The sequence below is a fragment of the Spiroplasma endosymbiont of Polydrusus cervinus genome (assembly GCF_964019755.1).
GTDB lineage: Bacteria > Bacillota_I > Bacilli_A > Mycoplasmatales > Mycoplasmataceae > Spiroplasma.
Genome location: NZ_OZ026469.1, coordinates 878,227 through 890,665, shown reverse-complemented (window position 1 = coordinate 890,665; position 12,439 = coordinate 878,227). Strand labels below are relative to the sequence as shown.

14 protein-coding genes and 1 pseudogene are annotated in these 12,439 nt (G+C 27.6%); 10 read left to right on the top strand and 5 right to left on the bottom strand.

Annotation, left to right across the window (positions count from 1 at the left end):
- The first annotated feature begins 18 nt into the window (after positions 1-18).
- On the top strand, positions 19-597 hold the full coding sequence (locus AACK78_RS05675) for a DDE-type integrase/transposase/recombinase (protein ID WP_338954998.1): 579 nt from the start codon (positions 19-21) through the stop codon (positions 595-597).
- Between the two features lie 178 nt (positions 598-775).
- On the opposite strand, the gene AACK78_RS05670 is transcribed toward AACK78_RS05675, so the two are convergent.
- Positions 776-937, bottom strand: a complete 162-nt coding sequence (locus tag AACK78_RS05670) for a hypothetical protein (RefSeq protein WP_338954996.1) — start codon at positions 935-937, stop codon at positions 776-778.
- Positions 938-985: 48 nt separating this feature from the next.
- Positions 986-2,680, bottom strand: a complete 1,695-nt coding sequence (locus AACK78_RS05665; protein ID WP_338954994.1) for a hypothetical protein — start codon at positions 2,678-2,680, stop codon at positions 986-988.
- Positions 2,681-2,968: 288 nt separating this feature from the next.
- Here AACK78_RS05665 and gap point away from each other — a divergent pair, with 288 nt between their 5' ends.
- The 3 genes from gap (at position 2,969) to AACK78_RS05650 (ending at position 4,970) form a co-directional block, all read left to right on the top strand.
- Positions 2,969-3,967 (top strand): type I glyceraldehyde-3-phosphate dehydrogenase, encoded by a 999-nt coding sequence (gene gap / locus AACK78_RS05660; RefSeq protein ID WP_338954992.1) that lies wholly within the window; start codon positions 2,969-2,971, stop codon positions 3,965-3,967.
- Between the two features lie 210 nt (positions 3,968-4,177).
- Positions 4,178-4,384, top strand: a complete 207-nt coding sequence (locus AACK78_RS05655; RefSeq protein ID WP_338954990.1) for a hypothetical protein — start codon at positions 4,178-4,180, stop codon at positions 4,382-4,384.
- A gap of 394 nt (positions 4,385-4,778) precedes the next feature.
- On the top strand, positions 4,779-4,970 hold the full coding sequence (locus tag AACK78_RS05650; protein WP_338954987.1) for a hypothetical protein: 192 nt from the start codon (positions 4,779-4,781) through the stop codon (positions 4,968-4,970).
- 243 nt (positions 4,971-5,213) lie between these two features.
- On the opposite strand, the gene AACK78_RS05645 is transcribed toward AACK78_RS05650, so the two are convergent.
- Entirely contained in the window at positions 5,214-5,810 is a 597-nt protein-coding gene (locus tag AACK78_RS05645) for a DDE-type integrase/transposase/recombinase (RefSeq protein ID WP_338954388.1), read from the bottom strand.
- Positions 5,811-6,006: 196 nt separating this feature from the next.
- On the opposite strand from AACK78_RS05645, the gene AACK78_RS05640 reads away from it, so the two are divergent.
- The 6 genes and pseudogenes from AACK78_RS05640 to AACK78_RS05620 all read left to right on the top strand — a co-directional run bounded on the left by AACK78_RS05640 (position 6,007) and on the right by AACK78_RS05620 (position 9,246).
- Entirely contained in the window at positions 6,007-6,270 is a 264-nt protein-coding gene (locus AACK78_RS05640; protein WP_338954390.1) for a transposase family protein, read from the top strand.
- A pseudogene (locus AACK78_RS07685) lies at positions 6,237-6,509 on the top strand (hypothetical protein); the annotation flags it as partial. The gene AACK78_RS05640 and the pseudogene AACK78_RS07685, both read left to right, overlap by 34 nt.
- Before the next feature lie 21 nt (positions 6,510-6,530).
- The gene (locus tag AACK78_RS05635; protein WP_338954985.1) at positions 6,531-7,127 is read left to right on the top strand and encodes a DDE-type integrase/transposase/recombinase; all 597 of its coding nucleotides are present in this window, start codon (positions 6,531-6,533) and stop codon (positions 7,125-7,127) included.
- 115 nt (positions 7,128-7,242) lie between these two features.
- Positions 7,243-7,530, top strand: coding sequence for a hypothetical protein (locus AACK78_RS05630; protein WP_338954983.1), 288 nt, complete (start codon positions 7,243-7,245; stop codon positions 7,528-7,530).
- A 66-nt stretch (positions 7,531-7,596) separates the two neighbouring features.
- Positions 7,597-8,028, top strand: a complete 432-nt coding sequence (rpiB, locus tag AACK78_RS05625) for a ribose 5-phosphate isomerase B (protein ID WP_338954981.1) — start codon at positions 7,597-7,599, stop codon at positions 8,026-8,028.
- A 354-nt stretch (positions 8,029-8,382) separates the two neighbouring features.
- Positions 8,383-9,246 (top strand): formate/nitrite transporter family protein, encoded by an 864-nt coding sequence (locus AACK78_RS05620; protein WP_338954979.1) that lies wholly within the window; start codon positions 8,383-8,385, stop codon positions 9,244-9,246.
- Between the two features lie 101 nt (positions 9,247-9,347).
- On the opposite strand, the gene pfkB is transcribed toward AACK78_RS05620, so the two are convergent.
- The gene (gene pfkB, locus AACK78_RS05615; RefSeq protein WP_338954977.1) at positions 9,348-10,283 is read right to left on the bottom strand and encodes a 1-phosphofructokinase; all 936 of its coding nucleotides are present in this window, start codon (positions 10,281-10,283) and stop codon (positions 9,348-9,350) included.
- A gap of 74 nt (positions 10,284-10,357) precedes the next feature.
- A complete protein-coding gene (locus AACK78_RS05610; RefSeq protein WP_338954975.1) occupies positions 10,358-12,421 on the bottom strand; it encodes a fructose-specific PTS transporter subunit EIIC in 2,064 nt (687 codons plus the stop codon).
- Positions 12,422-12,439: the final 18 nt, after the last annotated feature.

Genomic DNA, 12,439 nt, shown 5'->3' with positions numbered 1-12,439 from the left:
AAGAAAGTATTGCGAATTATGAAAGAAAATAATATTCAAGCTGAATATGTAAAGCGTATGCGTAGAAAAATATTAATAAAACAAAATAGAAATAAAAATATAATTAAATATCCTGATTTAGTAAATCGTAATTTTAATGATATTAAAGAAAGATTTTCAATTTTATTTACTGATGTAACTTATTTAATTTGAAATGGTAAAAAACATTATCAATCAACAATAATTGATGGATATACTAAAGAAATTATTGATGTAAAATGATCAAAATTTAATAATAACAAACTTGTACTTGATAATTTAAATGATGCAATTAATAAAATTAAAAAAATAAAAAAAGATTTAAATAAAATAATAATTCATTCAGATCACGGATATCAATATACATCTAAAGATTACAATAGTACGTGTTTAGATAACAAAATTATAATTTCAATGGGTAAAAATTATCATTGTGCAGACAACATTATTATTGATAGTTTTCATTCATTACTTAAAAAAGGAACAATCCATAATAAAAATTATAAATCTTATAATGAATATATTAATGATGTTAAAAAATGAAATAAATGATATTCAAACCAAAAAGAAAAATTATAATAAATGAAAGTTTGTAAACCTTGTTATTAATACTTACTAAACGGGGTGCAGTCTATAAGATACAATTTTTCTTTTATTTAATTGTAAAAGTCATGAAGCTTTTTTAGTAATTCATACCTAACTTTGTAATAGTTTAAATCTCTTTTTTCAAATGATTCTTTTGGACCTTTATTGGTGTTTAAAATTCCTTTCTTAAAATTTTCATACCATGAAGCAACAGTTTTTTATTAATTTGATATTTTTTTGCAATAAAACTTATACTATTATTTTTAACCTCTTGTACTATCATTTTTCGAAAATATGCTGTATATTTATTAAATTTTTGTCCTTTTCTTGCCATATAAAAATGCACCTCCTTTAAAGTTTAGCAAAGACTTTTTTTCTTTACTTACTTTTTTGGATGCAGTCTAACCACAAACTTTTTAAACAACCAGCCAAGAATAAGTAACCCCAACAGTGAACCAACAACAATCCCAATAATCGCCCAACCAGTTAGTCCCTTTTTGTTGCTGTCGGGTGGGTTCTTACTTTGAATTTGTAATGTGAAACTATTTGATTTTTCTGAACCATATTTAATAACAATATTGACTTTGTCGTTTGGTTTAGATTCACTTTTGTTTACTTCAAACCTCACTTTGTTTACATCATAATTGCTAGTATTTACCCCATGAATGATGATACTACTTGGAATTTCGGTTTTTAACTGTTCGATTACTTGCTCAGCTATCAACGATTCTTTGGAAGCAAGTTTACCATTTGTTTTAAACCACTCGGCAACCGCATTGGAAAATTGACTATCACTAGCTAACTTTTGCCAGTTTGTACTATCTTTGATTATTTTGTTTAGTTCTGTTGCGTTAAGTTTTTTAATGTTTTTATTATAGCCATTTGAATTTGCTCACTGATAAAAAGTTTTTCCTTGTTCAGTATCTCAAAAATTAAGCGTTGAATTATTTTTGTTAATAATAACATGGTAACTACTTTTGTTTTTTGCATTATCTTCTGTTTCTATTAAATAGTGGCCTTGATATGTTTCTAATTGACTACCATCTAAATTGTGTGTTTGGTTATCAAATATTTGAAAAACTTTTTTATTTTTTTCTCATTTTTCATCTAACCCAAATATTTGTGCTGTAATGGTTGTACTACCAGTTGGTTTGCTTAAACTGACTTTAACTTTGGTATCAGAATAATACAAATCACTAGTTAAAGTAATATCCCCCACTTTACCATTAGTTGGTGCTTGATAAACATAACTATCAACATTGCCAATTACCGAAGTATTTTTTTTAACATTAATACTTGGTTGCGACAACAATAATGATACGAGAATTTGCCCCACATAACTTTTTTTATCAAGGGTAAAAGCAATCTCAATTTTATAGTCTTTATTTTCAACGGTGGTACTATCTGTTGGCAAGTCAAATTCCCATACTTTATTTGTTTGTGGCATTTCTTTTCCATTGACTTTAACAATCTTAATATTAGTATTTGCTATTTTAACTTTAACTTGTCCTTTTGTTACTAATTGATAAGGTTTTAGTCAATAACCATTATTATCATTATCAATAGAAAAAGTTATTCCTTTTTGAAACGGTGATACATCAATATTTCAATCAATAATGTTTGCATTTTTATCTATTATTGGTTGTTTTGGTATATATGAGTCACCTCAATTACTAGACCACTTATATATAAAATATGGTGTTCTGTTTTTTTCAAGAGAAATGCCAATAGTTCCTTCTCCTATTGGTTTTAACTTGGGAAAATCAAGTCTTTGATTTGTAAAATCTCATTTTAATTCACTACTATCATAAATATTTTTACCTCAATCTATATTTATCCCTTTTACTATAATGAAATATCAATATTTTTCATCGGGGTTTATTTCAGTTAATGGATTTGAAATTTTAATTCATAATTTATCACTGTCCTTAATATTTATTTGCAATCCATCAGTAATATCTTTTTCACTTGTCCCAACATCGCGTTTGTCGCGAGTTAACGGTGTGTTGGCCAGCAACGGTGCAGGAACACTCATTGCTAAGGTTGTTAATGTTAATAAGCTGAGTAATTTCTTCATATCTGTATTTCCTTTATGATGTATACTGTAAAACTAAATCATAAAAAGTTAATAAAATTATAGCAAATTAAAAATAAAAAACAATAATTACAAAAAATATTAATTTTTACAAATAATAGAATTTAAAGTAATCTAAATATATTGAATTAAAAGACTATAAAACCATTGTATATCTGGATATTTGTTAATTTTCTTGCAAATTAAGACTAGAGGTTGTAAAATTATAATAAGTATGCAGTATTTTATTGCAGACTAAGTTATTAAATGTATGTAGAGGAGAAAAAGTAGATGACAAAAATTGCAATTAACGGATTTGGACGTATTGGCCGTTTAGCTTTTAGAAGATTATTTGATGAAAAAAATGTTGAAATTGTCGCAATTAATGATTTAACAGAGGCAAAAACTTTGGCAACATTATTGGAACTTGATTCAGTACAAGGGGGATGAAAACGTGGGAAAATTTTTTCAGAAGAAGGAGTTATTATCGTTGATGGGAAAAAAATAAATGTTTTTGCTAAAAGAGATCCAGCTGAATTACCATGAGGTAAATTAGGAATTGATGTTGTTGTTGAATCAACAGGTTTCTTTGCTGATCGTGCCGGAGCATCAAAACACCTTACAGCAGGAGCAAAAAAAGTTTTAATTTCCGCTCCAGCAAAAGGAACAGATGTTAAAACAATTGTTTATAATGTAAACCATAAAGAAATTACAAAAGATGATACTGTTATTTCAGGAGCAAGTTGTACAACAAACTGTTTAGCACCAATGGCGAAAGTATTAGATGAAAAGTTTGGAATTGAAAAAGGATATATGACAACTGTGCATGCGGTAACAAATGACCAAAGATTATTAGACTTAGCGCATGATGATTTAAGAAGAGCACGTGCTGCCTTTTCTAATATTGTTCCAACTAAAACAGGAGCAGCAGCAGCAGCAGCATTAATATTGCCACAATTGGAAGGTAGATTTGATGGAATGGCATTACGTGTGCCAATTATTACTGGTTCAATTGTTGACTTAGCAGTTGAATTGAAAAAAACAGCAACAGTTGAAGAAATTAATAATGCAATGAAAGCAGCAGAATCAGAAACTTTTGGTTATAATACGCAACCAATCGTTTCGTCAGATATTATTGGTGAAACACATGGATCAATTTTTGATGCAACATTAACAAAAATTATTGAACGTAATGGAAAACAATTAGTTAAAGTATATGCATGATATGATAATGAAATGTCATATGTATCACAAATGATACGAACATTGTTATACTTTGCAACAGTTTAATCAAAATACGAAAACACTAAAAAATTTTAGTGTTTTTTTGTCGCATGGAAAAAAGAAGGGTTTTTTCAGAAAAAAATACTTATTATGTTATGGTATTGATATATAAGACTGAAATCTTATAAAAATAATTTAAAAAAACTATCATTGCTATCCTTTAGTTTATTTACTATTGATAATGGACACAATTGAAATAATTAAGGAGAATATAAAATGAAGAATATTATTTTAGAAAAACATTTTAGTAATATTTGTGATCAATTACGCCTAGTTTTAAATACTGAAAAAATTCATGATTCAACAAATCCAATTCAATTACTATATGATAATGTTATTTTAATTCACAATAATGGTCGCGTGATTGATTACTGATGAAGATTTCACATATCGGTTGGAATTAGTTTTAGCTGATACCTATAAAACCTTATCATTACGAATTGACGCATTGTTACAAAATGCTAAAACACTAGCTTTTAGTTATTTTAAAGAAAAATTAGATATTTATTAAAGAATATCATGATGATTTATATATTGATTTTGTTAAAATTTTAGAAACAAGATATGGTAATAAGTTGATGAAAATTGATTTTATTTATATTGCTTATCAAATGACTGTGATGTTACATGAATCTTTGCGTAACATATCTTCATGAAAATTAAGTGAAGTAACAGCTTAGCGTGCAAATAAGTGTAAATTGTAAATACCAAATCATAAAAAGCTAACTAAATTAATAGTTAGCTTTTTATGATTTGGTATTTACAATTTACATATTTTATTTAATAAAAAGGTAAGTGTTGTGTATTAACAATTTTAATGAAAATGATTAAACAAATTGGTATTAGTAAATTTAGTTGTATTTTAACCGATAGAGGAAAAGAATTTTATAGATGAAAATCAATAGAAAAACATTTTAAAGTAAGAGTTTATTTTTGTGATCCTGGTAAACCTCGCCAGAAAGCATTAGTAGAAAGAATAAATAGAGATATAAGGCGTTGATTGGCTTAAAATGAGCCATTAATTAATATTCGTAGTAGATTAAAATCTATTTTAGATATATTAAATACCACAACTAGATCTTGCTTGGAAAATTTTACATCAAGACAATAATTTAAAAAAATATTTTTAATTTAATATTTTTTGTGATTATTGTTTTTTATTTTTAATTTGCTATAATTTTATTAACTTTTTATGATTTAGTTTTACAGTATACTAGACTGCACCCCGTTTAGTAAGTATTAATAAAAAGGTTTACAAACTTTCATTTATTATATATTTTTCTTTTTGGTTTGAATATCATTTATTTCATTTTTTAACATCATTAATATATTCATTATGAGATTTATAATTTTTATTATGGATTGTTCCTTTTTTAAGTAATGAATGAAAACTTTCAATAATAATGTTGTCTGCACAATGATAATTTTTACCCATTGAAATTATAATTTTGTTATCTAAACATTTACTATTGTAATCTTTAGATGTATATTGATATCCGTGATCTGAATGAATTATTATTTTATTTAAATCTTTTTTTATTTTTTTAATTTTATTAATTGCATCATTTAAATTATCAATTACAAGTTTGTTATTATTAAATTTTGATCATTTTACATCAATAATTTCTTTAGTATATCCATCAAGTATTGTTGATTGATAATGTTTTTTACCATTTCAAATTAAATAAGTTACATCAGTAAATAAAATTGAAAATCTTTCTTTAATATCATTAAAATTACGATTTACTAAATCAGGATATTTAATTATATTTTTATTTCTATTTTGTTTTATTAATATTTTTCTACGCATACGCTTTACATATTCAGCTTGAATATTATTTTCTTTCATAATTCGCAATACTTTCTTAGCATTATAAACAATGCCATAATCTTCTTTTAAATATTTGGTAATTCGACGATAACCAAATTATTTTAAATTTTCTTCATAGACTTTTACAATATTTTTTAATGATTCTAGACTGCACCCAAAAAAGTAAGTAAAGAAAAAAAGTCTTTGCTAAACTTTAAAGGAGGTGCATTTTTATATGGCAAGAAAAGGACAAAAATTTAATAAATATACAGCATATTTTCGAAAAATGATAGTACAAGAGGTTAAAAATAATAGTATAAGTTTTATTGCAAAAAAATATCAAATTAATAAAAAAACTGTTGCTTCATGGTATGAAAATTTTAAGAAAGGAATTTTAAACACCAATAAAGGTCCAAAAGAATCATTTGAAAAAAGAGATTTAAACTATTACAAAGTTAGGTATGAATTACTAAAAAAGCTTCATGACTTTTACAATTAAATAAAAGAAAAATTGTATCTTTTATCAAAGAAAACATTAATAAATATCCACTAAATTTATTACTTGATATAACAGATTTAAAGCGTAGTTATTGAGATAAATATAAAAATTATTCAAGTAATGGTAAGGATAGCGAATCATTAAAAAATATTGTAAAAGTCTATGAAGAAAATTTAAAACAATTTGGTTATCGTCGAATTACCAAATATTTAAAAGAAGATTATGGTATTGTTTATAATGCTAAGAAAGTATTGCGAATTATGAAAGAAAATAATATTCAAGCTGAATATGTAAAGCGTATGCGTAGAAAAATATTAATAAAACAAAATAGAAATAAAAATATAATTAAATATCCTGATTTAGTAAATCGTAATTTTAATGATATTAAAGAAAGATTTTCAATTTTATTTACTGATGTAACTTATTTAATTTGAAATGGTAAAAAACATTATCAATCAACAATACTTGATGGATATACTAAAGAAATTATTGATGTAAAATGATCAAAATTTAATAATAACAAACTTGTAATTGATAATTTAAATGATGCAATTAATAAAATTAAAAAAATAAAAAAAGATTTAAATAAAACAATAATTCATTCAGATCACGGATATCAATATACATCTAAAGATTACAATAGTAAATGTTTAGATAACAAAATTATAATTTCAATGGGTAAAAATTATCATTGTGCAGACAACATTATTATTGAAAGTTTTCATTCATTACTTAAAAAAGGAACAATCCATAATAAAAATTATAAATCTCATAATGAATATATTAATGATGTTAAAAAATGAAATAAATGATATTCAAACCAAAAAGAAAAATATATAATAAATGAAAGTTTGTAAACCTTTTTATTAATACTTACTAAACAGGGTGCAGTCTAGAGAATGCTTTTTTCTTAATATTTTATAATATTTTATTAAATATTATGTATAATAATTACAAAGTAGGTGGATCGTAGTGGGTTATTATTATCAACATCATTTAAATTTTTCTTTTCATTGTTTACAACGAATTCGGCAACGAATTCCAATTTTTAAAAATGAAAATGATTGAATTATTAAAGAAAAAATTATTAAAATGATTGATAATTCTTCTGACCGAGTTGAAACAACCCAGAATTTATATATTAAGTTAGATGATTTAAAAGGGGATTTATATGTTGTTGTTGAAAAAAAATCCCGCTTAATTGTAACAGTGACGCCAATGAGTCCTGGCAAGTTATTAGATATTATTGCAAGAAATTAATTTTTGATTTTTTATTTAAGAAAGCAATATATTATAGTTAAATCAGAAATAAAGGAGTACTAAAAAATGAAAATTGTAATTGGGAACGACCATACGGGAACTGAAATGAAAAACGCAATTGTTAAATATTTAACCGAACAAAAGCATCAAATTATTAACTTGGGAACAGATAGTGTTACGGCAGTTGACTATCCTGATATTGGTCAAGCTGTTGGGGAAAGAGTAATCCAAGAGCAAAATAGTATTGGAATTGTGATTTGTGGAACAGGCATTGGAATTTCAATTGCAGCAAATAAAGTAAAGGGGATTCGAGCAGCATTATGTAATGAAACAGTGTTAGCAAAATTAGCTCGCGAACACAATAATGTTAATGTTTTAGCATTGGGGGCTAGAGTTATTGCCAATCAAAATGCGATTTGAATTGTTGAAATGTTTTTAAATACTGCATTTGATTCTGGGCATCATAATCTTCGTGTTGATAAACTTAATAAACTTTAGGATGAGGTTCTATGCCTCATTATTTTTTTAAGTAATATTTTACAATACAAAAAAAGAAGTTACATAATAACTTCAACAGCTTTAATATCAGGCATTTCTTGTTTAACAATTTGTTCTACGCCATCTTTAATTGTTGATCTGTATACTGTAAATACCAAATCATAAAAAGTTAATAAAATTATAACAAATTAAAAATAAAAAACAATAATCACAATAAATATTAAATTAAAAATATTGTTTTTAATATTTATTGTGATTATTGTTTTTTATTTTTAATTTGTTATAATTTTATTAACTTTTTATGATTTGGTATTTACAGTATACAATAAATAGAATGTAAAATAGAGGAAAAGAATGAGTGACGAAATTAAAAAAGAAGAGAAAATAGATAATTCCGATAGTTATAGTAATGAAGATAGTTTTATAAATATTTATAAGTATGCTTTAAAAAAGGGGAGCAGTCCATTTTATAAAACATTTTTAATGGGACTTGCAGCGGGATTATTTATTGGATTTGGTTATATTGCGGCGATTACTGCAACAAAAGGGGATTGAAATAATATTCCAATTGGACTAAAAAGTTTAGTATTTGGTCTTGTCTTTACTGTTGCAATTACAATGATTGTTTTTCTAGGGGGAGAAATGTTTACCTCAAATTTGTTAGCATTAATTGTTGTTATTAAAAAACAATTAAATATTGTTAGATTTATTAGTAATTTATTTATTGTCTTAAGTGGAAATTTCATTGGGTGTTTAATTATGGCAGGTTTAACAGTCTGAGGTGGTTTTTTAAATCATACACCTGATTCAATAACTGATTTTTATTATAATACAGTTAATTTAATTGATGGAAAGTTAGAACATGCATGATGAGAAAACTTTGGAAGTGCAATTTTATGTAACTTCTTAGTTGCAGGTTCAATTTATGCTGCACATACAACTAAATCATCAATTGCAAAATTCTTTATGGTAAATTTAATTATTATGGCTTTTGCAATTTCAGGTTTTTCACATGTTGTTGCTAATTCATATTTATGATTTTTACAACCATTTTTAAAAATTTTTGGAACAAGTGGTGATTGATCAGAATTTGGGAAATTTGCTTATAGTGTGCAATTACCAACTTTAATTGGTAATTGCTTAAGTGGTGGAATTTTCTTACCGTTCTTATATTACTTTATTTATCGGAAAGATGTAAAAGAAAAATTAGCGCTTTAATTTTGTAAATTGTAAATGCCAAATCATAAAAAGTTAACTAAATTAATAGTTAACTTTTTATGATTTGGCATTTACAATTTACAAAATTTTATGATTTAGTTTTACAATTTAAAAACAGTAATCTTAATTTGTTTTTTTAAACTTTCCACTACTGCTGGTTCAGCAATTCCTGGACTAAAAGCAGTTGCTGAACCAGCACAAATTCCAGTTAACAAAGCTTTTTGATAATCCTTAGTTGCTAAATAAGTTCCAACAAAACCAGCAACCATAGAATCACCAGCTCCAACTGAATTAATTAATTGACCCGTTGCTGCATTACCAAAATACACATCTGTTGGCGTAATTAAGATGCTGCCATCTTTACCACTACTAATTAAAACATTTTGGGCCCCTTGTGCTTGTAGTTTTTGACCTAAATCAACAATTTCAGCTTTTTGGGTAAATTTATAATCGGTTCCAAATAATTCATTTAATTCATCTAAATTTGGTTTAACTAAGAGCGGTTTTGCCCCTAAAGTTGATAATAATACATCTTTTGTTGCATCAACAACAAATAGAATTTGATTTTCATAACAATAAGTACTAATCTTTTGATATAAATCAAATGGACAATTTTGCGGTAACGAACCAGACATAATTAAACAATCATTCTTTGTTACTTCTGTTTTAATAATTGTTAATATTGCGGCAATATCATTGTCACTAATTGCAAAAGCAATTCCGTTTAATTCGGTTTCTTGCTTTATTTCTAAACTCTTAATTTTCATATTAATTCGCGTTTTACCCGCAACCTCATGAAAACAAGCAACAACACCTTGCTTTGCTAAATAATGTTCAAACATTTCTTTATTATCGTGACCCAAAAAGCCTAAGGCAGTAGTTGGATATCCTAAATATTGTAGCATCACTGCAACATTAATTCCTTTGCCCCCAATAACCTCATATTCGCTAACAGCTTTATTTATTTCTCCTAACTGAAAATTAGGAACTTGAATTACTTGATCAATTGCGGGATTTAATGTTAATGTATAAATCATCTTTTTTACTCCTTTCGTTCTTATTTTAGTATTATAAAAACCCAAATGATTGGGTTTTTATGTTTTAAATTAAATTAAACTGCTAAAGTAATTTTATTGTTTTTAACATCGTGCATTCTTCAAAAACCAAGAATTAAGGCACTAACAAAACTTCCGATAATTAAGGCAATAACTGAAATTAAGACAGCAACCCCAATTGAAGCGCCATGATTAGCAATCGTAAATCAATTTTTACCATTATCTTGAATTTGTAATAATGGGAAGACAAAGATTCCACCATGTGGTACTACTAAGGTTACCCCAAAGCCACTCATAATCACTCCGGTAATAGCACTTCCGGCCATAATTGAAGGAATTGTTCGTTTTGGATCAGCAGCGGCAAATGGAATTGCCCCTTCTGTAATAAAGCAGACTGCTAAGAAATAGTTTGTATTACCTTGTTCAACATCTTTTTTTGTTCAATATTTTTTAAACATTCTAGTACATACGGCTAAAGCTAATGGTGGCACCATCCCAGCTAACATCGCAACAGCCATAAAGACTGTTCCCCCATTAGTTGCACGAATTCCTGCATAAGCTGTTTGCGTTGCATCAATCGTTAAGGTTCCAAAAACATAGGCGGCTTTATTAATTGGCCCACCCATATCGGCTGCCATCATTAACCCAATAATAATTCCAATTAAAGCATTTAAATTATAATCAGCAATGGCTTTTAATCCTTCAATTAAACCTCAGTTTAAATATCCTAATGGAATATTTAAACCAAACATTAAGACTCCGGCTGCTAAGGCTGTTAAAATAGGAATTAAGACAATATCTCGTACTCCTCTTAATGATGGATGGAAACGGGAAAATCCTTTTTGACATCCATAGACAACAAAGGCCACCAGATAACCACCAATCAAGGCACCAAAGAACCCTGAGTTAAAGGTTGAAATTGAGTCTGGGAATAAACGCCCTCATGTGTTTGCTCATCCTGTTTTGGTTGAAGCATCATATAACATTCCCGGCGCATTCGCAATTAACCCTGTTGTCATCCCTGGTAATAATCCTTGGGGTCCAACAATTGAGTAACAAACATAGGCTCCTAAAATTGGGACCATCATTCCAAAGATTACTTTTCCTAATCCTGAAAATCAAGCAGCAACATCACGGGTTACCCCAAAGTTACCACCAGAATTACCAGAGTCTAATAAGAATCCAATTCCTAAAATAATTCCCCCAGCAACCACAAATGGCAGCATTCGTGAAACTCCACCAAGAAGGTTTTTGGTAACATCTTTAAAGTTTTTTAAACTTAATTCTCCAACTTCTTCACTGCCACCTTTGCTAGCTTTACCAACTGTTAAACGTTTTCCGTTTAAAGCGTCTTGGATTACACTTGGGCCATGGTAGATGACATCTTTTGTACTTGTTTCTAAATAAGAAACTCCTTGCAAACGATCCATTCCCGCAATTTTTTTATCAATTCCAAGAATAATTGCTTTCGCATTGGCGATATCCTTGGCTGTTAACACATTTTCATTGCCACTCCGCCCTTGGGTTTCAACTTTAATTGTTAAGCCCTTTGTTTTAGCAGCTTCTTCCATTTTTTCCTTAGCCATATAAGTATGGGCAATTCCGGTTGGACAAGCTGTAATCCCAATAATATCATAATGACCATCAGTCTTAACTGTCTCATGCTCATTAATTGGTTCGGCAAAAGCAGTAATAATATCAGCAAAATTTTTTGCTGCTCGAACTTGCTTCACAACTTCACCTTTCCCTAAAAAACCAGCTAATTTTGCCAAGGCATTTAAATGTTGTTCGCCTCCTTCGGCTGGAACTGTAATCATAAAAATAATATCAACTGGTTTATTATCTAAACTCTGTCAATCAACGGCTTTTTCTAATGTCATAATCGAAATTGCTAGTTTTGTAACACTGCTACTTGAACAATGGGGAATTGCTAAACCATCACCAACTCCCGTTGGGCCTTCTTTTTCTCGATTTTCTAAAGCCTTAATTAATGCCGCTTGATCAGTAACTGTTTCATTATTAACTAATGCTGCTGCTAGTGTGGCAAAAACTTCAGTTTTATCTGTCGCAGAAGTTTTTAAGATGGTTGTCGTTTCAGTAAAATAATCAATTATTTTCATAATTTTTATTCTTCTATC